This is a genomic window from Arthrobacter sp. NPDC080073 (assembly GCF_040686575.1).
In the GTDB taxonomy this organism is placed as follows: Bacteria; Actinomycetota; Actinomycetes; order Actinomycetales; family Micrococcaceae; genus Arthrobacter.
On the sequence record NZ_JBFBKR010000013.1, the window covers coordinates 59,135 to 83,887 of the forward strand.

27 protein-coding genes and 1 riboswitch are annotated in these 24,753 nt (G+C 63.7%); of the genes, 7 read left to right on the forward strand and 20 right to left on the reverse strand.

Annotated features, from left to right (window positions below; all coding sequences use genetic code 11):
* Position 1 precedes the first annotated feature (1 nt).
* The 4 genes from AB0O52_RS15295 to AB0O52_RS15310 all read right to left on the reverse strand — a co-directional run bounded on the left by AB0O52_RS15295 (position 2) and on the right by AB0O52_RS15310 (position 2,461).
* On the reverse strand, positions 2-1,210 hold the full coding sequence (locus tag AB0O52_RS15295) for an O-succinylhomoserine sulfhydrylase (protein WP_364538961.1): 1,209 nt from the start codon (positions 1,208-1,210) through the stop codon (positions 2-4).
* Positions 1,211-1,621 carry a rhodanese-like domain-containing protein gene (locus AB0O52_RS15300; protein WP_364538963.1) on the reverse strand — a complete coding sequence of 137 codons (411 nt, stop codon included), beginning with the start codon at positions 1,619-1,621 and terminating at the stop codon, positions 1,211-1,213.
* Entirely contained in the window at positions 1,618-1,875 is a 258-nt protein-coding gene (locus AB0O52_RS15305; protein WP_284983558.1) for a DUF1737 domain-containing protein, read from the reverse strand. The genes AB0O52_RS15300 and AB0O52_RS15305 overlap by 4 nt, the downstream gene beginning before the upstream one ends.
* Positions 1,876-1,885: 10 nt before the next feature.
* Positions 1,886-1,998, reverse strand: a riboswitch (SAM riboswitch).
* 103 nt (positions 1,999-2,101) lie between these two features.
* Positions 2,102-2,461: a hypothetical protein gene (locus AB0O52_RS15310; RefSeq protein WP_364538965.1), complete on the reverse strand. Its 360-nt coding sequence runs from the start codon at positions 2,459-2,461 to the stop codon at positions 2,102-2,104.
* A 55-nt stretch (positions 2,462-2,516) separates the two neighbouring features.
* Here AB0O52_RS15310 and AB0O52_RS15315 point away from each other — a divergent pair, with 55 nt between their 5' ends.
* Entirely contained in the window at positions 2,517-2,948 is a 432-nt protein-coding gene (locus tag AB0O52_RS15315; RefSeq protein WP_364538967.1) for an Lrp/AsnC family transcriptional regulator, read from the forward strand.
* Positions 2,949-3,105: 157 nt separating this feature from the next.
* A complete protein-coding gene (locus AB0O52_RS15320) occupies positions 3,106-4,137 on the forward strand; it encodes an ornithine cyclodeaminase (RefSeq protein WP_364538969.1) in 1,032 nt (343 codons plus the stop codon).
* 82 nt (positions 4,138-4,219) lie between these two features.
* Here AB0O52_RS15320 and AB0O52_RS15325 read toward each other — a convergent pair whose 3' ends face one another.
* From AB0O52_RS15325 to AB0O52_RS15345, 5 genes are all read right to left on the reverse strand, one after another.
* Positions 4,220-4,747 (reverse strand): cupin domain-containing protein, encoded by a 528-nt coding sequence (locus AB0O52_RS15325; RefSeq protein WP_364538971.1) that lies wholly within the window; start codon positions 4,745-4,747, stop codon positions 4,220-4,222.
* On the reverse strand, positions 4,744-5,094 hold the full coding sequence (locus AB0O52_RS15330) for a PAS domain-containing protein (RefSeq protein WP_364538973.1): 351 nt from the start codon (positions 5,092-5,094) through the stop codon (positions 4,744-4,746). Before AB0O52_RS15330 ends, AB0O52_RS15325 begins: the two co-directional genes overlap by 4 nt.
* Before the next feature lie 46 nt (positions 5,095-5,140).
* Positions 5,141-6,889, reverse strand: coding sequence for a GMC oxidoreductase (locus AB0O52_RS15335; protein ID WP_364538975.1), 1,749 nt, complete (start codon positions 6,887-6,889; stop codon positions 5,141-5,143).
* A 172-nt stretch (positions 6,890-7,061) separates the two neighbouring features.
* Positions 7,062-7,604: a PRC-barrel domain-containing protein gene (locus tag AB0O52_RS15340; RefSeq protein ID WP_364538977.1), complete on the reverse strand. Its 543-nt coding sequence runs from the start codon at positions 7,602-7,604 to the stop codon at positions 7,062-7,064.
* A gap of 109 nt (positions 7,605-7,713) precedes the next feature.
* Positions 7,714-8,922 (reverse strand): SLC13 family permease, encoded by a 1,209-nt coding sequence (locus AB0O52_RS15345; RefSeq protein ID WP_364538979.1) that lies wholly within the window; start codon positions 8,920-8,922, stop codon positions 7,714-7,716.
* Positions 8,923-9,004: 82 nt separating this feature from the next.
* Here AB0O52_RS15345 and AB0O52_RS15350 point away from each other — a divergent pair, with 82 nt between their 5' ends.
* The gene (locus AB0O52_RS15350; RefSeq protein WP_364538981.1) at positions 9,005-9,514 is read left to right on the forward strand and encodes a DinB family protein; all 510 of its coding nucleotides are present in this window, start codon (positions 9,005-9,007) and stop codon (positions 9,512-9,514) included.
* A 78-nt stretch (positions 9,515-9,592) separates the two neighbouring features.
* Here the strand turns inward: AB0O52_RS15350 and AB0O52_RS15355 are convergent, their stop codons facing one another.
* Positions 9,593-10,534 carry an aminodeoxychorismate lyase gene (locus AB0O52_RS15355; RefSeq protein ID WP_364538983.1) on the reverse strand — a complete coding sequence of 314 codons (942 nt, stop codon included), beginning with the start codon at positions 10,532-10,534 and terminating at the stop codon, positions 9,593-9,595.
* 107 nt (positions 10,535-10,641) lie between these two features.
* On the opposite strand from AB0O52_RS15355, the gene cls reads away from it, so the two are divergent.
* Complete coding sequence (gene cls / locus AB0O52_RS15360) at positions 10,642-12,114, forward strand: cardiolipin synthase (RefSeq protein ID WP_364538985.1); 1,473 nt, start codon at positions 10,642-10,644, stop codon at positions 12,112-12,114.
* 3 nt (positions 12,115-12,117) lie between these two features.
* On the opposite strand, the gene AB0O52_RS15365 is transcribed toward cls, so the two are convergent.
* Positions 12,118-12,567 (reverse strand): MarR family transcriptional regulator, encoded by a 450-nt coding sequence (locus AB0O52_RS15365; protein ID WP_364538987.1) that lies wholly within the window; start codon positions 12,565-12,567, stop codon positions 12,118-12,120.
* A gap of 112 nt (positions 12,568-12,679) precedes the next feature.
* Here AB0O52_RS15365 and AB0O52_RS15370 point away from each other — a divergent pair, with 112 nt between their 5' ends.
* Positions 12,680-13,777, forward strand: coding sequence for an FAD-dependent oxidoreductase (locus AB0O52_RS15370; protein ID WP_364538989.1), 1,098 nt, complete (start codon positions 12,680-12,682; stop codon positions 13,775-13,777).
* A 36-nt stretch (positions 13,778-13,813) separates the two neighbouring features.
* On the opposite strand, the gene AB0O52_RS15375 is transcribed toward AB0O52_RS15370, so the two are convergent.
* Positions 13,814-14,278, reverse strand: a complete 465-nt coding sequence (locus AB0O52_RS15375; protein ID WP_364538991.1) for a phage tail protein — start codon at positions 14,276-14,278, stop codon at positions 13,814-13,816.
* A gap of 137 nt (positions 14,279-14,415) precedes the next feature.
* Between AB0O52_RS15375 and AB0O52_RS15380 the strand changes: the two genes are divergently transcribed.
* Positions 14,416-15,996 (forward strand): NCS1 family nucleobase:cation symporter-1, encoded by a 1,581-nt coding sequence (locus AB0O52_RS15380; protein WP_364538993.1) that lies wholly within the window; start codon positions 14,416-14,418, stop codon positions 15,994-15,996.
* Between the two features lie 3 nt (positions 15,997-15,999).
* Here the strand turns inward: AB0O52_RS15380 and pabB are convergent, their stop codons facing one another.
* From pabB to AB0O52_RS15405, 5 genes are all read right to left on the reverse strand, one after another.
* Positions 16,000-18,075 carry an aminodeoxychorismate synthase component I gene (gene pabB, locus AB0O52_RS15385; RefSeq protein WP_364538995.1) on the reverse strand — a complete coding sequence of 692 codons (2,076 nt, stop codon included), beginning with the start codon at positions 18,073-18,075 and terminating at the stop codon, positions 16,000-16,002.
* Positions 18,072-18,632, reverse strand: coding sequence for a low molecular weight protein-tyrosine-phosphatase (locus tag AB0O52_RS15390; protein WP_364538997.1), 561 nt, complete (start codon positions 18,630-18,632; stop codon positions 18,072-18,074). Before AB0O52_RS15390 ends, pabB begins: the two co-directional genes overlap by 4 nt.
* Before the next feature lie 104 nt (positions 18,633-18,736).
* On the reverse strand, positions 18,737-19,681 hold the full coding sequence (locus tag AB0O52_RS15395; protein ID WP_364538999.1) for a ribokinase: 945 nt from the start codon (positions 19,679-19,681) through the stop codon (positions 18,737-18,739).
* Entirely contained in the window at positions 19,678-21,105 is a 1,428-nt protein-coding gene (locus AB0O52_RS15400) for an MFS transporter (protein WP_364539001.1), read from the reverse strand. The genes AB0O52_RS15395 and AB0O52_RS15400 overlap by 4 nt, the downstream gene beginning before the upstream one ends.
* A complete protein-coding gene (locus AB0O52_RS15405) occupies positions 21,106-22,125 on the reverse strand; it encodes a nucleoside hydrolase (RefSeq protein WP_364539003.1) in 1,020 nt (339 codons plus the stop codon).
* 162 nt (positions 22,126-22,287) lie between these two features.
* On the opposite strand from AB0O52_RS15405, the gene AB0O52_RS15410 reads away from it, so the two are divergent.
* On the forward strand, positions 22,288-23,325 hold the full coding sequence (locus AB0O52_RS15410) for a LacI family DNA-binding transcriptional regulator (RefSeq protein ID WP_364539005.1): 1,038 nt from the start codon (positions 22,288-22,290) through the stop codon (positions 23,323-23,325).
* Between the two features lie 75 nt (positions 23,326-23,400).
* Here AB0O52_RS15410 and AB0O52_RS15415 read toward each other — a convergent pair whose 3' ends face one another.
* From AB0O52_RS15415 to AB0O52_RS15425, 3 genes are all read right to left on the reverse strand, one after another.
* Positions 23,401-24,024 carry a LysE family transporter gene (locus AB0O52_RS15415; RefSeq protein ID WP_364539007.1) on the reverse strand — a complete coding sequence of 208 codons (624 nt, stop codon included), beginning with the start codon at positions 24,022-24,024 and terminating at the stop codon, positions 23,401-23,403.
* Positions 24,025-24,088: 64 nt separating this feature from the next.
* Positions 24,089-24,487, reverse strand: a complete 399-nt coding sequence (locus tag AB0O52_RS15420) for a type II toxin-antitoxin system VapC family toxin (protein ID WP_364539009.1) — start codon at positions 24,485-24,487, stop codon at positions 24,089-24,091.
* Positions 24,448-24,699 carry a type II toxin-antitoxin system prevent-host-death family antitoxin gene (locus AB0O52_RS15425; protein WP_364539011.1) on the reverse strand — a complete coding sequence of 84 codons (252 nt, stop codon included), beginning with the start codon at positions 24,697-24,699 and terminating at the stop codon, positions 24,448-24,450. The genes AB0O52_RS15420 and AB0O52_RS15425 overlap by 40 nt, the downstream gene beginning before the upstream one ends.
* Positions 24,700-24,753: the final 54 nt, after the last annotated feature.

Here is a 24,753-nt window from a genome sequence, read left to right on the forward strand (position 1 = left end):
GCTAGACCTGCTTGAGGGCCCGCTCCAGGTCCCCGATGAGGTCGTCCACATCCTCCAGCCCCACCGAAAGCCGCACGACACCGTCGCTCAGGCCGATCGCCGCCCGGCCTTCCGGGCCCATGGCGCGGTGCGTCGTGGTGGCAGGGTGGGTGATGAGGGACTTGGAGTCGCCCAGATTGTTCGAGATGTCGATGACGGCGAGCCCGTCAAGCAGTGCGAAGGCCGCCTCTTTCGCCGATCGCCCCGCAGAGGGGAGCAACTCGAAGGTGAGCACGGTTCCGCCGGCCTTCATTTGCTTCGCGGCGAGCTCGTACTGCGGGTGCGAGGTCAGCAGCGGGTACTTGACCCAACTGATGGCCGGCTGTTCTTCAAGCCATTCGGCGATCCGCAACGCAGACGCCGAGGAGTGATTGACGCGCAGTGCCATGGTCTCCAGGCCCTTGGTCAGGACCCAGGCGTTGAACGCGGAAAGCGAGGGCCCGGTGTGCCGCATGAGCTGCTTGACGGGACCGTCGATGAACTCCTTGGTGCCCAGGATCGCTCCGCCCAGGACCCGGCCTTGGCCGTCGATGTGCTTGGTGCCTGAGTAGACGATCACGTCTGCGCCGAGATCGCCGCAGCGCTGCAGCAGGGGAGTGGCAAAGACGTTGTCGACGACGACGGTGGCACCGGCCGCGTGCGCGAGCTCGCTCACCGCGGCGATGTCCACGATTTCCTGCATGGGGTTCGACGGCGACTCGAAGAACACTGCCGTTGTGGGCTCGGACAACGCGGCACGCCATTGGTCCAGGTCCGGCCCGTCGACGAAGACGGTCTCGACGCCCCAGCGCGGCAGGATCTCGTTGAGGATCACGAAACAGGAACCGAAGAGCGAGCGGGCGGCAACCACGCGGTCGCCGGCAGCCAGCAACGCACCGAGGGCGGTGAAGACAGCGGACATGCCCGACGCCGTCGCGAAGCACGCCTCGGTGCCTTCGAGCAGGCGGAGCCGCTCCTGGAAGGTGGCCACGGAGGGGTTGCCGTAACGGGAGTAGACAAAGCGTTCGTCCTCGCCTGTGAACGCGCGCTCCGCGGCTGCGGCGGATTCGTAGACGAACCCTGAGTTCAGGAAGACGGCCTCGGACGTTTCCTGGAAGTTGGTGCGGTCAAGACCGCCGCGGACGGCCTGGGTGTCAGGGCTCCAGCCGGCGGCGTCAGGATTGAAAGTCACTTAGATGTTCCCCAGGTTCGTCGGAAGTCCACGGTTTTTCCAGCCGTTCACGGTTCGCTCACCGTAGCGGTCCGGCTCGCCCTCAAAGCCCTCAAGGACGTTGTACGAGGTGTAGCCAGCCTGCGTTGCGGCGATGGCGGCAGCGATGGAACGCTGGCCGGAGCGGCAGAGGAAGACCAGCTCGGTGCCATCTGCTTCCGGAGCCTGCTGCGTCAGCTGTTCGATGAAACGCGTGTTGGGGATCCCGCCGGCAAGGTTCCACTGGATGAACAGGGGATCGTTTTCGGTGGCTTTGGTGTCCGGGATGCCAATGTGTGCCCACTCGGCTTCGGTACGGACGTCCACCAGGATGGCGCCCTGCTCCAGTTTGGCCCAGGCGTCGTGCGGGCTGAGGTCGCCTGCGTAGCTCATGCGTGGCCCTCGCCGTCGAACTCTTCGTCAAGCTGATCCACGGCATTGGCAACAGCTGCGTCCGCGCTGGCGATCGCCGCGGGGAGGACGATGGCCTGCGCCACAATCACGTCACTGCCGTTGAACGTCGCGGCCGGGCTCCCGTGCAGCACGTATCCCTCCGCGAGGGCGGTAGAGATCCGCTCGCAGAATTCCTTGGTGTCAGGGCCCGTGATGAGACGGTAGGAGAGTTTTTCTTCGGTGGGTTCAGGCATTGGTGCTCCTCAGTCACGCTTGCAGTTCGAAAGTGTCGATACGCCGAGTAGTCACCTGAGGCACCCCGCCGGAGAGAGGGTTGCCGACCAGCAAGTCAGGGCTTTGCGCTGGTGCTCATTACTCAAGAAGAAAATAACATCCGCGACGGCGGCCTGCATCACCGGCCGTCGTCATGTTCCGTAACCGGGCGGCAGTCAGGCTTGCCAAGGCTGGGAACCGGTAGCTCTAGGCCTCGGTATCATCGGGCAGCGGTTCCAGGCTCGCCTGTATCCGGGGAGGAATGGCGTCAAACCGCGACGCTGCTCCTGTGGGGGAGTGATGAAAAGTCGACCCTTGATGCTTCCGGATTTCCAGCAACTCGTGTACGGATATCCCGGTGGCCGTGGCGAGCGCATGCAGCGAGAGACTGTTGTGATGAGCCAAGGCAAAAACCACTCCTGACAGGGCTTCGAAACCTTCTGTCTCGTAGATTTCCTTCACCAGGTTGGACATACCGTTCGCATCATCGATTGATCCCGCTGACGCACCAGTCGCCATGGCCGTCAGCGACCACGCAGCAGAGTCGGGGCTGATGTAGATGCTCATGTCGATACCCTACGGACTCAGGCCCGCTTGGGGAATGGGCGATACGTTTATCTTTATGGCAGCACTTACCGACCTTGACCGTCAGCTCCTCTCCGCCCTCCGGGAGGACGGCAGGGCGTCCGTGGCGAGCCTCGCGCGCAAGCTGGGCGTCGCCAGGGCAACCGTGAATAGCCGGCTCGAGCGTCTTGTCTCCACCGGAACCATCGTTGGTTTCACGGCGAGGGTGCGCGATGAGGTCGATCCACTTGCTATTAGAGCTATCGCGCTCATTGCCGTGGAGGGACGATCGGCCGACAAGGTCATTCGCCAGCTTCGGGGATTCCCGGAGATCTGGGCGTTGCACACCACCAACGGCGGATGGGACCTCGTGGCCGAGCTACGCACGGAAAGCCTCAGCGATTTTGACCAGGTACTCGGGAGGATCCGCGGCATCGAGGGGATCGTCAATAGCGAGACGAGCCTGTTGCTCAGCTCCGTTCTGCGGTAGTGCCCGCATAGGACGCGCGCCGAATGATCATTATGTACAAACCCTTTCGTCGTTTTGTACAGATTTTCAATGAAAAGTACATACTTTGGCAATTGTGGATGCATATCGCCGCTCCGTAGCCTCGTAGCAACAGTGCTTATGAGGGAAAGGAGCGCACATGACGCGCTTTGTCGATGTCCGCAATATGGTTCGCTGGACGGCCGGGCGGGGTCCGGAGACCATCATCTCGGGGATGATCCAGTACTTGGAAGACGACTTCCGGCGGTGGGAGTCTTTTGACAAGACTCCGCGGGTGGCAAGTCACACCCCATTCGGGGTCATCGAGCTGATGCCCACCAGCGACCAGGAAACATACGGCTTCAAGTATGTAAATGGACACCCTTCGAATCCAGCGCGTGGCTTCCAGACCGTGACGGCTTTCGGCGTCCTGTCCGACGTCCACAACGGCTATCCGACGTTCCTCGCAGAAATGACAGTGCTGACAGCGCTGCGAACGGCGGCCACGTCCGGTATGGTCGCGAAGAAACTCGCGCGCCCCGATGCCTGCGTCATGGCGATGATCGGAACCGGAACCCAATCGGAGTTTCAGGCCCTGGCCTTCCGGGCGTCCCTGGGTATCAACAGTGTCAGGATCTGGGACACGGATCCGGCGGCGATGGAGAAATTCGTCCGGAACATGGCTCCGCTGGGCCTCGACGTCACCATCGCAGGCTCGGCGGCTGACGCGGTGGAGGGCGCCGACGTCATCACCACGTGCACAGCGGACAAAGCCAACGCCACTATCCTGACGGCAGACCAGGTTTCGCCCGGTGTCCACATCAACGCGATCGGTGGCGATTGCCCAGGGAAGACCGAACTCGACTCTGCCATCCTGCGCCTCGGCGATGTCTTTGTGGAATTTGATCCACAGACGCGGATTGAAGGCGAGATCCAGCAGATGTCCGCCGATTTCCCGGTCACGGAATTCTGGCAGGTCCTTGGCGGGCGCGCTCCGGGCCGGACCTCCAGGGACCAGATCACCATATTTGATTCCGTTGGCTTTGCGATCGAGGACTTTTCCGCCTTGCGTTACCTCCGCGATGCCGTTGAGGGCTCAGAATTCTTCGAGGAGATCGACTTGGTCGCGAACCCTGATGACCCCAAGGACCTCTTCGGTCTGGTGCGGGCACTTTCTCCGATCGGGTCCTGAAAGAAGCCTGGTGCGCCGGCCCCAGAACCGGCGCACCAGACGTTTTTATCCGGCCATCCGGCCATCCGGCCATCCGGCCGCGCTATACGGCCGCGAGGCGCAGGATCAGCTCGGCATGCCCGGGGAACCTCAAAACGAGCGATTCGATGTCGCGTGCCGTCGGTTTCGCGGAGTCCGATCTCTCGTATCCCGGTGAGAGGCTGCAGCTGACCAAGGCGAACCCCGGACCGGCCAACTCGGCACCGAACCAGGTGGAGTTCAGCGCAACTGCCTGCAACGTTTCGCCTGCCTCCGGATCCGCCCCCAATACGGCCTCGGAATAGCCAAAGTCCTGATATCCAAGCTCCCGGGAGAAGGTATGCAGCCTGATGGGTGTCCCCACGTGGAAGAACCACAGTTCATCCTGCTTGAGGGCGTGCAACTGGAGAAACTCCCCGGACTGAAGCAGGTACCAGTTGGAGCTGTAGAGCGGATGGTCGACGCCGAAGCGCGGAGGCAGCGCCGAACCGGCTATGTCCTCGTTGCTGACCAGAGCGGGTGCGAACCAGCCGCCCACGATAGCGGGGGACATGTCCAGCCGTTTGATCCAGTCCTCTGCGGCGGCAGTCATGTGACCGGATCCTTCAATGAGAAGCAGACTGTGATCCCGATGATCTCCTTGCTGCCCAGGGCACGCAACAACCCTTTTTGGGTCACGATGTCCACATTCACCATGCCGCCCTCCTTGCTGGGGACGGCGATGGTTTCGTGGAAGTTGAGCAGCGGCTTTCCGCTCGCTATCACTTCCTTGTCGTGGGCAACGTGTTCCGCGCGCGAGTCCTGGTGTCCGATCAGCTCCGACTTGCGCATGCCCACCAGGTCCGCGAAGTTCTGGTTGACCCACAGAAAGACCGAATTCGCGTCCTTCACCACCCAGTACACGCCATCCTGCCGGTCCAGCACATCGGCGACGCTCATGGGCGGAATTGTGGGAAGGAGCGCCGGGTCAGCGCCGGGGCGACGGTCATGGCGCTGCCGCCGCTCCGCCGTCGGCCTCCAGTCTTTCGGCGAGGTCCTGAGCCAGGGCCACCATCGTCATGGTCGGGTTCCAGGAACCACCCGTGGGCCAGAGACTGCCGCCGGTGACGAAGACGTTCTCCACGCCGTTGAGGCGATAGTCGATCCCGACGACGGCGTCCTCCTCTTCGCCGATAGGCAGGCTCGAGCTTTCGTGGACCAAGCCCGGTACGCGGCGCTCCGGGATGGCCGGACGCGCGGCACGCCAGGTTCCGGAATCGGGATCTCCGTGCCAGTACTCGACGCGCTCCGCGCCGGCCGGGGACAGTACCCGCTCCAGCATCTGGAAGGTGCCTTCGTCCATGGTGTCCCACGTGTCGTCGTCGGTGGCGTTGGCCAGCACCTGCAAGGTGACGTTGCAGGTCGGGTCGGCCCCGCCGGACAGGCGCAAATGGTTCTCCGGGTTGCTTTCGTCCAGTTCGCCGAGGACGGCACAGACGAACACCAAGTAGTCCTCCGAGGACCGCAGCTGGGCGAGCGAAGCCGTGGCGACGACGTCGGGGGCGTAGCGTTCGGACTTCTGGGCGTTCTTGTCCGGGCAACGGTCCGAGAGGACCGAAAGCTGCACGTGGTACTGCATGCCGGCCGTGCTCTTGCCCGCCAAATAGATGGCCGCCAACTCGAGCTCGCCGAGTTGTTCGCTGAAGTCAAAATCCTTGCGAGGTACCCGGGCCACCACAGAGGTGATGAAGTGGGCGCTGAAATGCCCGCCTGCACCTTGTACCTGCGGGAAGGAATTCAGGACCAGGGTTGCCGGCGGAAGTGTGCCCATGGCCAGTACCAGGTTGGCATTGCCGATGTTCACCACGCCGCGGTTTGTGTTCAACGCCGTGGCCCGTCCGTCCTGCTGGAGCACGCTCAGCACGGTGCAGTCCGTGACCATGCGAAGAGCGGCGCCCTTGCCTTGGGCTTCAAGTGCCGCTTGTTTGTCCGTTAGTTCCAGGAGGACTGCCGGCGTCGAGAACTTCGCGAAGTCCACGCCCGACGTCGCGCCGGTTGCCGCGGCGAGCGGGGCCGGCATGCTGCGGGTGGCGGAATCGATCTTGTGCAGGCCCGCCTCAAGCCGTTCCTGGAGGGCCTTCTGCATGATTCCGTAGACGGGCCGGGTGTCGTTGATGAGATCGACGACGTCGGCCGACCGTGCGGCGTCGATCTGGTCCGCCGAAACCACGTTGAGCAGGTCTTCCGCCGACGTGAAGTGCGACTTGGCAGCGTCCATCACCGCCCGTGGCCAGCCCCGCATCTCATCCTCCTCGGGGCGGGGGCACCACGCGCTCCACATGATGCTGCGTCCGCCATAGAAAGGGACCATGCCGTGCTGCCAGGAGGTCCTGCCCGGCGGCTGGGTGGCCGTGGCAGCGGCCAAGGTCCAGGGAAAGGTCTCGGAGAGGCCTCCCAGGGTCTCCTTGTAGGGCAGTGGCAGGTTTTGGAAATGCTGTGGCAAGAAAAACGGACCCCGTTCAATGATCAGGATCCGTGCATGCGGGTTGACCGTCAGTGTCCGTTCAGCAAAGGCGTAGGCGCAGAAACCGCTGCCGATGACGATGTGGTCGAATTGTTCTTCTTCGCGGACTTTTTTCCATTCCCCCTCGGAGAGGAAGAAAACATGATCCATGACCTTCTGGGGCGAGGGATCCTGGGGACCGGGCGTGGGAAAACCGTGATTGAAATTCTGGGACGAAGAAACTGCACTCACAATGATGCCCTCCATCAACTTTGCTGATTCCACGGCACCGTGAAACCAGGTGCCCACTGGGCCTAGAGGCAGATCACCCTTCCCCAGCAGAGTTCACGGGACTAGTTAACTACTGCGGGCATGGCGGCACAATAGCGTTCGGCAAGCCAAATTTTCAGCGGCAGCCGGGGGGTCAATGTCCGGGTGGTCGATGCGGGGGCGGGCCGGGGTGCGGAGGCTGGGGTACATGTTTGTGCAGGTGCGGCGGATGCGGGCCTGGATGCGGAGGCGGGGCGGGGCCGCCGTGCGGCTGCGGGATCTGCGGGGCCATCTGCACCGTCCCTCCTTCGTCGGTCCCGGCATCTTCGTCGGTCACAGCACCGGTTCCGCCGTCGGCACGTTCATCGGATTCCTCGGTCGAGAGCCCGTAATAGTTGTAGAGTTCCTGCTCCTGGGTCTCCGTGATCACGCCGCGGTCGCTGTCGATGCGTGGGCCGTTCTTGACCTTGTCCTTGGCGAAAGCCACCCTGATCACTGAATTCTCAAGACTGGCTCCGGAGAGCGGCGCGAAAGACTCGGACATGCCGAACAAGCCGGTCCGCACGGTGACGAAAACAGGATCCCCGGACTCACCACTGGTGAAGACCTGTTCCACTGAGCCGATTTTCTCCCCGGCGGCGTCCACGACAATCCCTCCGTTAAGGACGATGTTGTCGATGTCCTGCAGGCTGAGCATGGGGCGCATCCTTCTCGGCTGGGTTTTCCGGCCGTGCAGGCCAAGCTGTTCTACATTCTGTCCTGATTCTTCGCCCCCGGCGACAGGGTCAGGCACGCGCCGAACGCCCTCACTGTCCGGTGGCTGCGGTGGCTGCGAGCACCGCCACGGCCGCAAACACGGTCAGAGGCGCGACAACCAGTCCGAAGATCGCATAGCCCTTCCACGTAATCAGGACATTCATCCGCGCGAGCCGGTCGTGCCACAGCAAGGTGGCGAGGGATGCCCAAGGGGTGATGATCGGGCCCGCATTGACTCCGATCAACAACGCCGCCATCCGCACAGGCGTCCCAGCTAGCGGTTCTGCGAGCAAGTACGCAGGCAAATTGTTGAGGACATTCGAACCGGCAGCGCCCGTCGCGGCGAGCCGAACCAGATCCAGGAAGCCATGGCCTTCTCCGGCCAGCTGACCCAGCAACACAGGAGCTCCCAGATGCCTGACGGCTTCCATCACCAGAAAGAGGCCCGAAGCGAACAGCAACAAGGACCAAGGAATCAAGGAAACCTTGAGAACCCGAGGGCGCCGGAACGCGAACATGACGCTCAGCACAACAGCCCCGGCCAAGGCCGGGATCCATACCGGGACCCCGGACACCAATGCGGGCAGCAGCAACGCCAAAACCAGAGCACTGCATCCGAGCAGAACCCGGTCCGCCGCCGCAGGCCTCGATTCTGCGCCGGCTGGCTGATCCGGCCTGATCCGCCCGACCGGGATCCGTGAATAGCGCTTGCGCAGATCCCGCCGGAAGACGACAGCGATGAACAGCAGCGGTACGACGACGGCCGCAAGGGAGGGTGCCCACATCAAGCCGGCAAACCCGCCCGGAGTTATGCCGCCAAGGCTGTGCTGGGCCAGAAGGTTGGTCAGGTTGGAAATAGGCAGCAGCAGGCTTGCCGTGTTGGCCAGCCACACCGTCGTCAGCGCGAAAGGCAGGGCCGGCAGTCCGGCTTGCCGCGTCACACTGACCACTACCGGGGTCAGCAACACTGCCGTTGTGTCCAAAGACAGGAAGACGGTACTCAGCGTCGCGAAGAGGGCCAGGAACAGCCATAGGAGAATGCTGTATCCGCGGCCCCAATAACGGAGCCGACGGGCAGTCCAAAGGAAGACCCCGGCCTCACTGCAGAGCTCGGTTACAACCGTCATCGCGACGACGAACAGCAGGATCGGAGCCACCCGGTCCACGAGTGCCATCAGATCGGTGAAAGGCAGGGCGCCGGTGGCGATCGCCACGGCACCTGCCACAAGCAGAACCGCTCCAATGATCGCCAAACGCATGAACGGAGTCTATTCCCCGGCGTGCGATCCTCTGGCCACCAACGCTAAGCTCGGATCACGTCGATTTTGACTGAATTCCTGCTTGACGGAGAACATAGGTGCAACTGTGACGCTTGCCGAGGACATTTTCAACCGGCCAATTCGGACCCAATTCGAGGCTTTCATTGACGAGCACCGGCGCGCGCTCAATGACTGCTTGAACGGGTTGACGGAGGAGCAGTCCCGGCGGTCATTGGTCCCGTCCCGTACCACCTTGCTGGGCATCGTGAAACACGCGACCTTTGTGGAGAAGGTCTGGTTCGACGAAGCCATCACGTGCCGTTCCCGTGCCGAGATCGGTATCCCTGCGACGCCGGACGAATCGTTTATCCTCGATGACGGCGATACCATCGCTTCAATCCAGCAGGCACACCGCGAGGCATGCGAAGCATCGCGCCGGGCGACATCGTCCTTGGGGCTCGACGACATGCTCAACGGCAACCGACGCGGCCCGCTCCCGCTGCGCTGGGTCTACCTCCACATGCTCCGCGAGCTTGCTCAACACTGCGGGCACGCAGACATCCTGCGCGAGCAGATCCTCGCACCCACGTGACTCGCAGTAGATGTCGTTTAGGGCGCTCTAAACGACATCTACTGCGAGCTAGTTGGGCGGGAGTAGCGGCAGCAGGCCCTACTCGATCCCCGCGAACAGCTCGTTAAGTTCGGCTGTCAGCTGTTTGCGCATGGCAGGGGTGCCGATCTCCCTGCCGTCCACATGGTTGACGGGTGCGATGAGCCGGATGCTCGAGATCAACCACACCGCATCGGCGTCGAACAGGTCTTCCGGGACCAGCGGGCCGTAGCCGAGCTCCCACCCCGCGGCCTTAGCCTTGGCGAAAAGGGCGTCCTGGGACGTGCCCGGCAGGATGCCGCTGTCCAGTTGCGGAGTGATGAGGCGCTTGACCGTGCGCACCGAGCCGGCGCCGTCGTCGACCGTTTCAACGTGGGCCAGCAACACCGTGGAGGTCGGACCCTCCAGAACACGGCCGTCTGTTGAGGTGAAGATGGCGTCGTCCGCGCCTTGCTTGTGCGCGTAGCGCAGCGCGGCCATGTTCACCGCGTAGGAGAGAGTCTTGGCGCCGAGCAGCAGCCAGGGGGCGCGGTCGCCCGCCTCGGTGTCGAAGCCACGGTCAAGGAGTACGACGTCGATGCCCGTCTCGCGCTGCCGGCGACTGCCCGCGGGGGACGGCGAAGCCTGGACCCAGCACGTGGGAGTCGAGGCGCCTTCGACGCCGCGTGTCACGAGAAGCTTGACGACTACCTCGTCCTCGGCTGGGCTTGGCGCGGGGAAGGTGTCGCGGAATTCGGTGATCGCGGTGTCGATGGCACGGCGCCAGACGTCCTTCCCGGGAATGTCGAGGTCCAATGCGCGGGCTGAACCCTCAAGCCTGTTCAGGTGCGCTTGCACCTTGCGCGCACGGCCCTCGACGGCGAGCAACGACTCGAAGACGCCGTCACCCCGGGTGGCACCCAGGTCGGTTGCCATGAGCTGCGGTTGGCTGGAATCGGCGATGCGGCCGTTTTCGAACGCGGGATCCAGGAAAACGAGGACCGTCGGGGCAGGTAAAGTCATGCTTCCAGCTTAGTGCTGGCCCACAGGACGAGCAGTCGGGAGCGGTGCGCCCGATAGGCTGGGGTGGTTGTTGGTTCGTTCATTGGCATTGATAGTGGGGGTGTGGGGTGCTGTTTCCTTTTCAGTTCGGGACAGAGTGGACTTGGCTCCTCGGCGCCTGGGCCATCGCTGAGATCGTGCTGCGCGTCGTGCTGCTCGGCGTCATCCCCGGAAACCGCCGCCCCACGACGGCCATGGCGTGGCTCCTTGCCGTCTTCCTCGTTCCGTCCGTCGGATTCGTCCTGTTCCTGTTGTTCGGCAATTTCCGCTTGTCCCGCCGTCGTCGGGAGCAGCAGGAGCAAGTCAACGATCGGGTGCGTGCAGGCACTTCGGCGCTCGCCGACGTCGTGAGTAATTACTCGGGACCCGAATGGGTGACCTCGGCTGGTGAACTGAACCGGCGCCTCGGCTCGCTGCCGATGGTGGACGGCAACTCCGTGGAGCTGATGCCAGGCTACGAAGAGTCCATCAAGGCCATGGCGGAGGCCGTCCGGGGGGCCAAGAAGTTCGTCAACGCCGAGTTCTACATCATGAGCAGTGACTTCGTCACGGACGACCTCCTCACCGAGTTGGAAAACGCAGTAGCGCGCGGCGTCAGCGTCCGTCTCCTGTTCGACCACATCGGCACGCTGCGGATCCCCGGCTACCGGCGGCTGGTTCGCAGGCTGAAGCGCGGCCAGATCCAGTGGCGCCGCATGTTGCCGTTATTGCCCATCCACGGCCAGTGGCGCCGTCCGGATTTGCGGAACCACCGGAAAATCCTGGTGATCGACGGCGAAATCGCCTTCACGGGCTCGCAGAACCTGATCGAGCCCTCCTACAACAACCCCAAGCACCGGCGCGCCGGACGTAAATGGGTGGAACTCATGGCGCGGATGGAGGGGCCGATCGTTGCTACCCTCAACGTCGTCTTCGCTACCGACTGGCTCAGCGAAACCGATGAATCCCTCGAAAACCAGTTGCAGGTCGCAGTCAGGGCGACGCCGGGCCGAATGACGGCCCAAGTGGTTCCCAGCGGCCCGGGGTTCGTCACGGAAAACAATCTGCGCCTGTTCAATACGCTGATCTACTCGGCCCAGCACCGCATCTCGATTTGCAGCCCGTACTTCGTGCCCGACGATTCGCTGCTGTACGCCATTACGACGGCGGCCCAGCGTGGCGTCGACGTGGAACTTTTTGTCTCCGAGAAGGGCGACCAGTTCCTCGTCCACCACGCCCAGCGCTCCTACTACGAGGCGCTGCTGGAAGCCGGGGTACGGATCTACTTGTACCGCGCGCCTTACGTGCTGCACGCCAAGCATTTCACCATCGACGAGGAAGTGGCCGTCCTCGGCTCCAGCAATATGGACATGCGCTCCTTCTCGCTCAACATGGAGGTGTCCGTGATGCTCCTGGGCGCCGAGGCCGTGGACAGCATGCGATCCGTGGAGTCGAGCTACCGGGAAATGTGCCGCGAGCTGACCTTGGAAGGCTGGCTGCACCGGCCGATGCTTGCCAAATACGTGGACAACGTGGCGCGGCTGACCGCCACGCTGCAGTAAGGCTCAGTCCTCGGCGCAGGCCTCGTCCGCGGGTTCGCCGTGGATCCTCGACAACAGCCCATGGAGCTGCTGGAGCTCATCGGCGGAGAACCCGGCAAAGGCCTCCTGCTCGACGTCGGCCACCGCTACTTCAATCGACGCCGCCGCGCGCTTGCCTTCCGCAGTGATTTCGACGATATGGCGACGACGGTCGGCGGGATCGCGGCGTCGTTCCGCCAGTCCTTCGCGTTCAAGGTCGTTCAGGACCGCTACCAGTCCGCTCGCATCGATGGAGAGGGCATCAATCAGGCCCTGCTGACTGAGCGGCCCGGACTCGTCAAGCCGGCACAGCAGCACGGCATGCCTTGGGCTGAGCCCGGAGGAGTCCAACGCTTGGCGGAGTCGCCTATTCATGATGCGCCCATGGCGCGCCAAGAGAAACCCCAGTTGCTTTCCTGCTGCCGAAGAACTCATCAAGAAAATCGTATCACCGAGGAAATTATTGATGATCTCCAATCGTTGTCACTCATAAACGATCTCGGCGGCACGAGCCGAGCAGCGTGAGCTTTCTACCTAAGGAGTTGCCATGAACAACCAGGCTCCGCACCCTACTGTGGTGGTTATCGGCGGAGGCTACGGTGGGATCTCCGTAGCCAAGGCCCTGGACGAATACGCGACGGTCACCTTGGTGGAGCCCAAGGATGCTTTCGTACACAACATTGCGGCCCTCCGGGCTGTGGTCCAACCGGATTTCCTGCCGCGGATGTTCCTTCCCTATGACCGTCTGCTGGCACACGGCACGGTACTCCGCGACCGCGCAGTCCGGGTAGACGGGCACACCGTCGAGTTGGCTTCCGGAGCCAGCCTGGCGCCGGACTACATTGTCCTCGCGAGCGGTTCCAGCTACCCCTTCCCGGCCAAAAGTGATCGAGTGGTCACCACCGACGCCATCGCCCGCTACCGAGCCGCACATGACGACCTCAAACGCGCCGACAGGGTGATGCTGCTGGGCGCCGGGGCTGTAGGCCTTGAATTTGCGGGCGAGATCGCGGCCGCATGGCCGGAGAAGGACATAGTGATGGTGGATCTGGCCCCGGACATCCTTCCCGGGCCGTACGATCCACGGCTGCGGATTGAGGTCAACCGGCAGCTGGATGAACTCGGCGTACGGCGAATTCTGGGCCATTCGTTGGTGCAGTTGCCTCCGGTTCCTGCGGGTGAATTCGCCACCTTTACCGTCAGCACCACGGACGGTACGTCCATCCAGGCGGACATCTGGTTCCGCTGCTATGGAATAGCCCCGCAGACGGACTATGCGGCGGGAGACCTCCTTGCCGCGCGGACCGCCGAGGGCTACCTGGACGTCACCGGCGAACTCCGCGTCGTGGGCTTCGAGAACGTCTACGCCCTGGGCGACATTTCGGCGATCGACGTGAACAAAGCCGGCGTCGCCGGACGCGAGGCCGCTGTGGTTGCCAAGAACATCCAAGCCCAGATCGAGGACTCCGCGGAACTGGCCGCTTACACGCCGTCGAAGCCCGTCATCATCCTTCCGTTGGGACCGTCCGGCGGCTCGGGACAACTGCCCGACGGCGAGATCGCCAGTCCGGAGCTGATCTCCCAGATCAAAGGCCAACACATGATGATCGACCGCTACGTCGAAATGTTGAACCTCGGCGCATGAGCAGGCTGCGGCATCGCCTGGATGCCGATGGCAGGGTCAGTATTCACCCTTGATCACGAAGAAGGAGCCGCGGATAACTCCTGCCAGCTTCGACTTCTGGCGGGCGAATTTGAAGCGTGACGCCAGTTCTTCCGGGATCTCCATGCCGTCGGCGAGCTTGAATCCCACCGCTCGCTTCCCGCCCGCCTCGATGCTGTACATAACGTTGATCGACAGCCCGGACTCGTAGAAGACGTAGGCCATCCGCAAACCGTCGACTTCGAAGGCAGTCGCTTCCAGCGGGCGGGAGCTGATGACGATGTCACGCTCGTCCTTCAGGATGCGGCTGACCCGCTCGACCACCTCGGGAACCTCGCTGGCAGGGCTCACAGTGAAGACGTGGTTGTACTTGTTCCGGTAATAGCGGCCCTCGTTGGCGCGCAACCCGGCAAGGGCGTCGGCAACGGGCGACGATTCCAGCCCGGCAGTAGAAACATTCTCGAAGTCAACGATGTGCGGCATGCACCCTCCTGGTGAGACGTATTTGGACCAATGCTAACGTGACGACGTTCCGGCGCTCCCGAGGGGGCTTTCCTTCCCGCCGCAATGGGTCGATTCTGGAGTTCCAAGCATGTTTGGAAGCGTTCTTCGGAGGCACCATGGCGCGGAAAAACCAGTCCCCGGCTGTGAAGGCACCGCGCGAGCCAGGAGACGAATACCCTGAGAAAGTCCGAATCCTTGCCGAGGGCCGGTTGGTCAGCGACAGGCTGTGGAACGCGGACCTCGCACCGGCCCGGCAACGAAACTGGAAGGTCCGCAGCCTCTTCGCCCTGTGGATGTGCGATGTCCACAGCATTGCCGGTTACACCTTCGCGGCAGGCCTCTTCATCACCGGACTGGTGGGTTGGCAAGTCTTCCTGGCCTTGGTCCTCGGCATTACCCTGGTCTACTTCCTCATGAACTTTGCCGGGACGGCCGGACAGAAAACCGGCGTCCCGTATCCGGTCCTGGCGAGGATGTCCTTCGGCCTCTTCGGTGCCAACCTGGCCGCCCTGATCCGGGCACTCATCGCCATCGCCTGGTACGGCATCCAGACCTGGCTCGCTTCGGAAGCCGTGCTGGTGCTGCTGTTTTCCGTGTGGCCCCAGCTGACCTCGCTCGATGGCCCGGACGTGCCGCGCATCCTTGGCCTGACCCCGCTGGGCTGGGCGGCCTTCCTGGTCCTTTGGGCGGTCCAGCTGCTGGTCATCCGCCGGGGCATGGAGACGGTCCGGAGGTTCCAGGACTGGGCCGGTCCGGCCATCTGGGTGGCCATGTTTGCGCTCGCGATCTACATCCTGGCGCAAGCGGGCAACAAGTTCAGCCTCTCGATCCCCGGCGTCGCGCCTTTGGACGGGCCGGCAGCCTTGACCCAGTTCTTCTCTGCCATCGCCCTGACAGTCACCTACTTCGCGGCGCTTCTCCTGAACTTCTGCGATTTTTCCCGGTTCTCGCCGGACCGCAAGACCATCCTGCGCGGCAACTTCTGGGGCCTGCCAGTGAACTTCATCGCCTTCGCCCTGGTCACCGTGGTGGTCACGGCCGGGGCGGCGTCCTACTTCACCGCGGACCAGTATGCCGGCCAGGACATGTTCAAGGTGATCACCGATCCGGTGGCGATCGTCCAGGCGATCAGGAATCCGTGGATCACCATCATCGCCGCCGTCACGTTTGTGGTGGCCACGATCGGCATCAACGTCGTAGCGAACTTCGTTTCGGCCTCCTACGACCTCGCCAACGTGGCCCCGCACCGCATCGACTTCCGCCGCGGCGGCCTTATCAGCGCAGTGCTCGCAATCCTCATCCTGCCCTGGAACCTCTTCAGCAGTCCCGTGGTGATCGTGTACTTCCTCGGTGGCCTGGGCGCGCTGCTTGGTCCGTTGTTCGGGGTGATTTTCACGGACTTCTTCCGCATCCGGCACCAGCGCTGCAAGGTCTCGGACCTGTACCACGAGGACGAGAACGGACTCTATTTCTACACCAAGGGCTGGAACCTCAAGGCCCTTGCCGCGCTGATCCCTGCCGCCGTCGTCGCAGGTGTTTTGGCGCTGGTCCCGGCACTGCAGACCTTCCTCCCGGGAGGCTCGGGCCTGGGCCCTTATTCATGGTTCGTGGGGGCAATCCTCGCCAGCCTGATCTACTACACGATCACCCGCAACGACGCCCGGACAGTCCGCGCCCGGACCGAGGAGCACGACTGACTCTCAGGTAGTGGGAAACTCCGCGCCGAGGGCGGAGAGCACGCCGAACGCCTTGGTCCGGATTTCGTCGTATTCGTCCTGCGGCGTGGAGTCCGCCGTGATGGCCCCTCCGACGCCGAGACTGAGCGTGCGTCCGCCGTCGCCGTCGGGACCCATCACCAGGGTCCGGATTACGACGGCGAGGTCCGTCGCCGCGTTGAGCGAAAAGTAGCCGATCGCGCCGGAGTAGACTCCACGGGGCCCTGACTCCAAGCCATCGAGGATGTCCATGGTGCTGATCTTCGGGGCGCCCGTCATGGACCCTGCGGGGAACGCGGCCGCCACGGCCTCGGCCCGGGGTGCTCCGGGGCGCAGCCGGGCGTCGATAGTGCTCACCATCTGGTGCACCGTGGCGTAGCTTTCCACCGCGCACAGCCGGCTGACGGTCACCGATCCGGGCACGGCGAAATGGCTGAGGTCGTTGCGCAGCAAGTCCACGATCATGATGTTCTCGGCACGGTCCTTGAGCGAGGATTCAAGGCCGCGCCGAAGGGCCTCGTCGATGACACGATCGTTGGCCCGGCCCCTCGTGCCCTTGATCGGCTCGGCCCGCATGCCGCCGTCGGAGGTTATCCGCAGGAAGCGCTCCGGCGAGGTACTCGCGACCGTCAGATCGCCGAACCGCAAGTAGCTCGCGAACGGTGCCGGGTTGCGCTTGCGCAGCGCGAGGTAGCTCTGCCACGGGTCCAGCCCGGGATCCGGGGCGGTCACTGCGGTGGTCAAGCAGACCTCATACGTGTTGCCCTCGGCGATCTGGTGCTGGGCGTCGGTGATTTTGCTTTTGTACTCGTCCTCGGTGTCGCGGCTGGAGAACTCGAGCATACCGCTCCCGACGGCGGGATCCCCGGCCGGGTGCCTAGTGCCGGCCCCTTGGGGTGCCGACGCGGACAGCACGGCCTCGCGCGCAAGCCCAAGCCATTCGCCGGCGTCGGGAGCATCGATGGCAAGCAGCCAGACGGCAGCGTCACGGTGGTCGATCACCAGGGCCCGGCCGGCGAAGAGCAACGCTGCATCCGGAGTGCCGACCCGGACATCGCTGCCACCGGTCTCCCGCTTCAGTTCATAGCCGAGGTATCCCAACCAGCCGAGCGTGAATTCGCAGTCATAGCCTTCGGGTCCACGCAAGGCCTTCCGGCCCCACACGGTGTCCAGCCAGCGGAAGAAGGGGCCGGTGGTCTCCACGGTGGCGCATCCGGCGCTGATCCGGGTGGCTCCGGAACTGTGCGTTACAGCCTGGCCGAAGCACCCGCCGTCGTCCGCGAGGATACTGAAGCGGCTGCGTTCGGCCGCGGCGTCGAGGGATCCGGCGTCGCCGACTGTGTCCCTGTTGTTGGACGTGTTGGAGGAATCGAGCCAGACGGCGTTGGCGGACTTGGCGTACAGCGCTTGGAACAGGGCCGCGGCGTCCGGGATTGCGTCGATCCGTTCGGCCTTGAGCTGCAAGCCGCGGCGTGCCGACAGCTCGGGAGCGAGCACGGGGGAGAGCGAAGGGAGGTAGTTCAGCGCCTGCAGGGCGTCATCCGGGGCATCGCCGTCCGCCCGGTTCAGCACCCGGACGTCAATGTGGTCGAGGACGCCGTCGGTCTCAAGCCACTCGTCCTCCTGCGCCGCCCAGCTTTCCCAGAACGGTTCGTAGCTGCTGCCGTCCCGGGCCATCGCACGGTGCCTGCGGTCATCGTCGGGAGCGTCCACCCAGACCACGGCGTCCAACATGGGCCGGGCGGCACTCGCGGCTGCCCCGACGCCCTCGACAATCACGATTTCGGCAGGCAGGGTGACGTGGCTGCGGCCGTCGTAGTGTTTCTCCCAGTCCCAACTGACCCACTCGGCGGCGTTCCCGTGCCGCAGTGGTGCCAGGACAGTGGTGACGTATCGCTCGATGCCCGCGGCGAGGCCGTTCCAGCCCGGATAGATGTCCTCAAGGTGGAACAGTGACACCTTGTGATGCATCCGGAGGCGGGCGGCAAGTTCGACGGCGAGAGTAGTCTTTCCTGCGCCGGAGCGGCCATCGATAGCGATGATCACGGGTGCTGGGGTCATGAAATAGAGCGTACCTGCTGCGGGTCAGGGTGCTGTGCGTGCTGCCTGGCGGCAAGGACGTCCCGGGTGGAAGCGACGATGCCGGGGACGGCCGCCTTGATGAGGTCCCAGGTGACGTCGAAATCGTGATGGCCGCCGTACCAGGGATCCTCGATGCCCAGGTCCAAGGTGCTCCGGCCTGCTACGGCCGGGTCGAAACTGCGCAGCATCCGGATCTTGGCCAGTGACTCCGAATCCGGGGCGGCCTCGTGGAGCCAACCGTAGTGATCCACGTCGAGGGCCAAAATCAGGTCCCGCTCCCGGAACCACTCCTCGCGCCAACTCCTCGCGATGTGACCCTCGGAGCGGATGCGGTGTGCCGAAAGGACCCGAGCTGCGCGTGGATCGATGGGGTGTCCGGCCTCGTAGGACGTGGTTCCCGCGGAGTCCACAACCACCGCTCCACCGAGCCCTCCGGCGTCGAACGCTTCAGTCAACATCAGTTGCGCCATGGGTGAGCGGCAGATGTTTCCCGTGCAGACGGTGATGATGCGGTATGGGCTCAACGCTGAGTACATGGAGCAAGCATGGGGGATACCACCCTGTCTTGGCTAGTGAAAATTACAGAATTTGTAAAGTCGCTGGTGGAGGCGTAAAAGCGCCTGCACCGTGGCGGCTTGGGTCAGGAAATCCGCAAGTGCTCCAGGACTTCTGCAGCCCCGGGATAGGCGGCCTGGGTGCCTTTCTTGGTGGTGGCGAGAGCTGCGGCAACCGAAGCGAACGCCGCGGCTTCGGCCAGGGTTTCCCCCGCGGCGAGCCGGGCCGCTACGGCTCCGGTGAAGGCGTCCCCTGCACCGGTCGTATCCACGGCACTCACCTTGGTGGGTGCGATCCGCGAGATCTGTTCCCCGGATACGGCGAGCGAATCCAACACCACCGAGCCGTGGGAGCCGAGCGTAACCAATACCCGTTGCAATCCCCGCTCGGCGAACTGGCTTCGGACAGGCTCCCAGGCGCTTGCGTGCGCGCCGGGGTGGGGCATCTCAGCGTCGCCCAGAAACATGGAGGCTTCGTGGGCGTTCACCAGCAGCACATCGCTCAAGGCGGCCAGGCTTTGCGGGATCTCGGCGTACGGCGAGAGATTCAGCAGAACCGTTGCTCCGGCGTCGTGCGCTGCTTTCGCGGCAGCCTCCACGGTCTCAAGGCTGACCTCCAGACAGAGGCAGAGCACCGCGGCGTCGTCGAAGGCGTCCGCCGACACGTCCGCCGGGGCGAGCGTTCCGTTGGCACCGGCCGAAATGATGATGTTGTTCTCACCACGCGCGTCCACCGCGATAACCGCGACGCCGGTGGCCACCTCCGCGGCACGGCGGACGCACGAAACGTCCACCCCGGCCCCTTCCGTGGAGGCGATGAGCATGTCACCGTTGGAGTCGTTTCCGACCGCGCCGATCAGGCTTACCGTGCCGCCCAGCTTGCTCGCCGCGACGGCCTGGTTGGCGCTCTTGCCGCCGGGATTGACCGCGAAGCCGTTGCCGTGGACGGTTTCACCCGGGAGCGGGAGCCGCTCGCAATAGATGGTCAGGTCCGCATTCAGGGACCCGACGACGACGATCCTGCGGTTCACTTTTCAACCTCGGCTTCGAGGGGCTTGGGGATGAGCAGCGACGCCGCGAAGGCGCCGACAGTGATGGCCAGGCCCACGACGACCACCGTCAAGTACGAGGCCTTGGTGTCGCCCAGCGCCGAGGTCGCCACAAGGACTGCCGGCAACACCAGGAAGCTCAAGCCGGCGCCGAGGTTGAAGGCGCCGGCGTTCATGCCGGGCAGGAAACCGGGGTTGCCGGCCGGGGAGAGGACAACTCCGAGTCCGTTGAGCATGATGTTCACCGTACCGGCGTACATGATGCCGAGCAAGGCCGTTCCCACGATCATGGTCGGCAGGCTGCCGAGGCCGAAAAACGCGATGATTGCCAGGGCCGCGATACTGCCCAGCATTCCAATGCGCAGGACTTTGGTGTAGCCGAGCACGGGTGCGAGCCGGCCACTGATGGGTCCGAATACCCAGCCGAGGAGGGCGTACGGCGTGAGGATCATGAGCGACATCTCGGTGGGGCCAACCCCGAATCCCGGTGCCGCGGCCTGGACGTAGGCCGGGACGATGCCGTTGATGACCGCGAAGATGCCGGTCATGGCGAGGGTGGTGGTCAGCAGGGGCGCCCACGTGGAACGCTGGCGGAGGTGGATCGTTTCCACCATCGGCTCCTTGGAGCGCTTTTCGGTCCTCCAGAACGCGGCGAACGCGGCCGCGGCGACCACAATCAGTCCGATCGCCATCATCAGCGTTCCGGAAGAGAAGGCGCCGACCAGCTTGGATCCCTCATTGAGGGCTGTCAGGAGTGCGCCCACCGCGATGACAATGAAGAACACGCCGGGCCAGTCCATGCCTGTACCAGCGGCAGGCTTGCTCTCGCCGGCAAGGATGGCGATCAAGGCCGTGGCCACGATTGCGAGGCCGACCATGAGCCAGAAAATGCTGCGGAATCCGAAGTGCTCGGCGAAGTAGCCGCCTACGAAGGAGTCGACGCCGGCAACGCCGCCGTTGACTGCCGTGATGAGGCCCATGAGGGCTCCGTACTTGCGCGGGTTGTTGACCGCGGAGCGCAGCATGATGAGGCACAGCGGGACGGTAGGGCCGCTGACGCCCTGGACGATGCGGCCCACGAAGAGCCATGTAACGTCGGGCGCCATGGCTGCGATGACCGAGCCGACGGCCATGAGCAGCATCATGCCGAGGAGGATCTTCTTGCGGCCGACGATGTCGCTCAGGCGCGGCAGGAAGAGTGAGAACAAGGCCGCGGCCGTGAAGAACCAGGTCTGGGAGAGGCCGATGACCGCCTGGTCCGTGTGGAGCTCGTTGCCCATGGTGACCAGGGCCGGGCTGAGCATGGAAGCGTTGAGCTGGAAGGCTACGCAGGCGGCCAGCAGGGCAACCATGAGGGCCGCGACGTTGCCGCGGTTGGTCTTGGTTTCGTTGATGAGGGTCGTCATTTACTTGGCCTCTCCTGCGATGCTGCCAGCCACGGCGGCGGCGGGAGTGCCGCCGTCGTCGGGCTCGCCGATGCGGATGATCGCGTCGGTGACGAGGTTCCAGAACTTCTCGTGGTCGAGGTCGACGGCAACGGAGGTGTGGCAGTCGGCCGGTGCGGGGGCGCGGAAATCGGCTACGGTCATGCCAAGCGTGAGCTTGCCTTGCAGTTCGATATCGACGGGGACCTTGCGGGTTGTCATCACGCTGGGGTCGATGACGTAGGCCACGGCGCAGGGATCGTGCACCGGGGGGTAGTCAAAGCCCTGGGCGTCCTTGTAGGTCTTGGTGAAGAACTCCATCAATTCCATGACGAACTTTGCCGGCTTGGTGCCCACGGCGGCGATCTTCTCAACGACCTCGGGAGTGGCCAGGGCCTGGTGCGTGAGGTCCAGACCGACCATCACCACGGGCCATTTTTCGTTGAACACGATATGGGCGGCCTCGGGGTCGATAATGATGTTGAATTCGGCCACGGCACTCCAGTTGCCCACGTGGTAGCCGCCGCCCATCAGGACAACTTCCTTGACGCGTTCAACGATGCGCGGCTCCTTGCGGGCGGCCATGGCGATGTTGGTGAGTCCCGCAGTGGGGACCAGGGTCACTGTGCCCGGCTCGTGCGCCATGATCGTTTCGATGATGAGGTCGACGGCGTGGCGAGGGTCCAGCTCGATGGTGGACCGGGGCTGCTCGGGGCCGTCCATGCCGTTTTCGCCGTGGATGTCCGGCGCGGTTTCGATGGAGCGGACGAGTGGGCGGTCGCAGCCGGCGGCAAAGGGAACCCCGGTGATGCCTGCGATCGTGCCCACCGACAAGGCGTTGCGGGTGACTTTTTCGAGGGTCTGGTTACCCACCACCGTTGTGACGGCGAGTAGTTCGATGTCCGGGTTGCCGTGGGCCAGCAGCAGGGCCACGGCGTCGTCATGCCCGGGATCACAATCCAGGATGATCTTCTTGCGTTCACGGGTCATGGTGGGGTCCATGTTCATCTCCACGTCATTGGGGCCTGCCGATGCAGGGCGCTAAAGCATTCAGTGGAATTCTGGCACTGGCTTGCGTCTTACGTCAAACGCTTAACGCTTTTTGCGTCAAGCGCTTGATGCCTTGCGGCGAGAGAAGGCACTGATTCCCGCTACGATCGTTGTATGGAATCCGCGGAACGAGTGCACCGGGCCTCCAACCGTACGCAGCGCGTCACCGCGGCGATGGTGGCCTCCCTGGCAGGGGTCTCGACTGCGACCGTGTCCCTGGTTGCCAACGGCAAAACCCAGGGCAGGGTCTCCGAAGACAACATTTCACGGGTCCGCCAGGCTATCGCCGAACTCGGCTACGTGGTGGATGGGATCGGCAGTTCTTTGGCCAAGGGCGTGAGCTCGATTGTGATCCTTGTGGCGCCGGACATTTCCAACCCCTTTTTCGCCAAGGTCATCGCGGGAGTCCGGGAATCGCTCGGATCCGAGTACCAGCTGCTGCTCTCCGTGACCGACGCCGGTGAGTTTCCCCGTGCGGAGGACGTCCGAAAGCTTCTGGCCCTTCGTCCCGCCGGTCTGCTGGTGGATGCGCCCAACGCAAGTTTCCTGGAGGAGCTGTCCGTTGCCGGGCCGCTGGTCCTTCTAGATGCCCCCGGCCTCGAAGCCTATGCCCCATCCGTGAACCTCGATGTTGCCCATGGCGCCCGTGAATTGGCCGCGCATCTTGCGGCCTCCGGGCACAAGCGGGTTGCCTACGTGGACAGCGTGACAGGCACAGCCACGTTCGAGGTGCGCCGGGCGGCGTTCCTGGATGAGGCAGACTCCTGCGGTATTTCCGTTGCGGACGCGCACATCGTCAGTACCACCATCGACGTCGGCGCTGCCGCGGCTGCCTTCGCCGCCGCCTGGCCGGACTGGCAGCGTGCCGGGGTCACCGCCGTCGTCTGCGGAACGGACACCCACGCCTACGGTGTGTTGCAGGAAGCCCGAGTGGCCGGTGTCCGGATTCCGAAGGAACTCGCTGTTGCCGGCTTCGATGACCTGCCGTATTCGGCCACGAGCAACCCGAGCCTGACCAGTGTGCATTTGCCGGCCACTGCGCTGGGACTCAAGGCCGGCGAACAACTCCGGGGACTGATGGAAGGCCGTGAGCTGGAACAGCCGCAGCTGACGCTTGAGAGCTCCTTGGTGGTGCGCGGGTCCACGCGGTAGGTTTCCCCGTCGATTGCTGAGCAAGTGCCGTTTTGAGGCTGGAAAACGACATTTGCTCGGCAGTCGATTGCTGGCCTAGTGGATGACGGCGAGCAGAACGCCGACGGACATGAACAGCACGCCGAAAGTGCGGTTCAGGACTTTTTGTCCGTGCTCGTTGTGCGTGAACCGTTGGAATGAACGGGCTGCCAATGCGAAGAAGAACCACATGACGCAGATGTCGATGAAAACGATCGTGCTGCTGAGGATCAGATATTGCGGAATCAGTGGCTGCTCGGGGCGGATGAATTGCGGCATGAAGGCCAGGAAGAAAACAATCGCCTTCGGATTGAGCAGGTTGACCCACACGCCTCGCTGGAACATGGACCATGCTGGCTCGTTCCGTCGGGCCTCCACTTTCTCCTTGTCCAGGTCGGGCCGGTGGAGGAACTGCCGGATGCCCATGTACACCAGATACGCGGCCCCCGTGTAGCGGATCACGTTGAAGACCACCGGCGAGCTGGAGACCAGAACACCTACCCCGAGTGCCACGACCAGGATGTGGATGATCAGTGCCGTTTGCTGGCCCAGCACTCCCCAGATGGAGCGGCGGAATCCGGAGTTGAGCGAGTTGCTCATCGTGGAGATGGCGCCGGCGCCGGGAGTGAAACTGATCAGGGTGCCGGCGCCTACCAGTGCCAGCCAAAGCGAAATTTGCACCAATCCAGCTTATGCCCGGAGGACGGCGCGGCAGGACATGCTGATGCGAGCACCCGACGAGCGGTTACCAGAGCGACTCAACTAACGGGAAGCTATGGAATTCTTGATCGGCCGTGATGACCACCATCGATTCCACAATTGCTTGGGCGGCGATCAGCCTGTCGAAGGGGTCCCGATGCTCCCAATCGAGTTTCCCGGCCGCAAGCGCGTGCACGCTCCGGATGGGTAGCTCCTCGTTGCACAGTTCGGCGACGTGCCGGGCATAACCCAGGAGCAGTCCCTCCAAGCCCGGAAGCCTACCCAGCTTGTGCTTGTAGCCGATCTCGAAGGCGCTGGCGGATGATGCCACAAGACGATTGTCGAATGACTGGATTGCACGTCTTGCCTTGGGTGAGAGCTTCCTTGGCTCAGTGAGGGCCCAGATCAGGGCATGCGTGTCGAGGAGGTAAGGGGTGCTTCCCACAGCGCAAGTTCCTCCTCGTCCATGGGCTCTAGGAAATTGTCCGGGAGTTGCCCTTTGACGAATCCAAGGCGGCGCTTGGTGGGCCGCTCGATCTTCACGAGCCGGGCAACGGGCTTGCCGGCTTTGGCGATGACCACATCTTCGCCCCGTTCAACCATGTTGAGAAGCTCAGAAAGGCGGGTCTTTGCCTCCTGGACGTTGTACTGCCCCATGTTGACCAAGTCTAGTTGGTCAACCTCTGGAAAGTAAGGCTCAGTGGCACGGTG

Coding starts and splice junctions, on each gene's coding strand:
- AB0O52_RS15300 (WP_364538963.1), bottom strand. CDS start 1,621: ATGAGCTACGCAGGCGACCTCAGCCCGCACGACGCCTGGGCCAAACTG.
- AB0O52_RS15305 (WP_284983558.1), bottom strand. CDS start 1,875: ATGCCTGAACCCACCGAAGAAAAACTCTCCTACCGTCTCATCACGGGC.
- AB0O52_RS15310 (WP_364538965.1), bottom strand. CDS start 2,461: ATGAGCATCTACATCAGCCCCGACTCTGCTGCGTGGTCGCTGACGGCC.
- AB0O52_RS15315 (WP_364538967.1), top strand. CDS start 2,517: ATGGCAGCACTTACCGACCTTGACCGTCAGCTCCTCTCCGCCCTCCGG.
- AB0O52_RS15320 (WP_364538969.1), top strand. CDS start 3,106: ATGACGCGCTTTGTCGATGTCCGCAATATGGTTCGCTGGACGGCCGGG.
- AB0O52_RS15325 (WP_364538971.1), bottom strand. CDS start 4,747: ATGACTGCCGCCGCAGAGGACTGGATCAAACGGCTGGACATGTCCCCC.
- AB0O52_RS15330 (WP_364538973.1), bottom strand. CDS start 5,094: ATGAGCGTCGCCGATGTGCTGGACCGGCAGGATGGCGTGTACTGGGTG.
- AB0O52_RS15340 (WP_364538977.1), bottom strand. CDS start 7,604: ATGCTCAGCCTGCAGGACATCGACAACATCGTCCTTAACGGAGGGATT.
- AB0O52_RS15345 (WP_364538979.1), bottom strand. CDS start 8,922: ATGCGTTTGGCGATCATTGGAGCGGTTCTGCTTGTGGCAGGTGCCGTG.
- AB0O52_RS15355 (WP_364538983.1), bottom strand. CDS start 10,534: ATGACTTTACCTGCCCCGACGGTCCTCGTTTTCCTGGATCCCGCGTTC.
- AB0O52_RS15365 (WP_364538987.1), bottom strand. CDS start 12,567: ATGAGTTCTTCGGCAGCAGGAAAGCAACTGGGGTTTCTCTTGGCGCGC.
- AB0O52_RS15370 (WP_364538989.1), top strand. CDS start 12,680: ATGAACAACCAGGCTCCGCACCCTACTGTGGTGGTTATCGGCGGAGGC.
- AB0O52_RS15375 (WP_364538991.1), bottom strand. CDS start 14,278: ATGCCGCACATCGTTGACTTCGAGAATGTTTCTACTGCCGGGCTGGAA.
- AB0O52_RS15380 (WP_364538993.1), top strand. CDS start 14,416: ATGGCGCGGAAAAACCAGTCCCCGGCTGTGAAGGCACCGCGCGAGCCA.
- pabB (WP_364538995.1), bottom strand. CDS start 18,075: ATGACCCCAGCACCCGTGATCATCGCTATCGATGGCCGCTCCGGCGCA.
- AB0O52_RS15390 (WP_364538997.1), bottom strand. CDS start 18,632: ATGTACTCAGCGTTGAGCCCATACCGCATCATCACCGTCTGCACGGGA.
- AB0O52_RS15400 (WP_364539001.1), bottom strand. CDS start 21,105: ATGACGACCCTCATCAACGAAACCAAGACCAACCGCGGCAACGTCGCG.
- AB0O52_RS15405 (WP_364539003.1), bottom strand. CDS start 22,125: ATGGACCCCACCATGACCCGTGAACGCAAGAAGATCATCCTGGATTGT.
- AB0O52_RS15410 (WP_364539005.1), top strand. CDS start 22,288: ATGGAATCCGCGGAACGAGTGCACCGGGCCTCCAACCGTACGCAGCGC.
- AB0O52_RS15425 (WP_364539011.1), bottom strand. CDS start 24,699: ATGGGGCAGTACAACGTCCAGGAGGCAAAGACCCGCCTTTCTGAGCTT.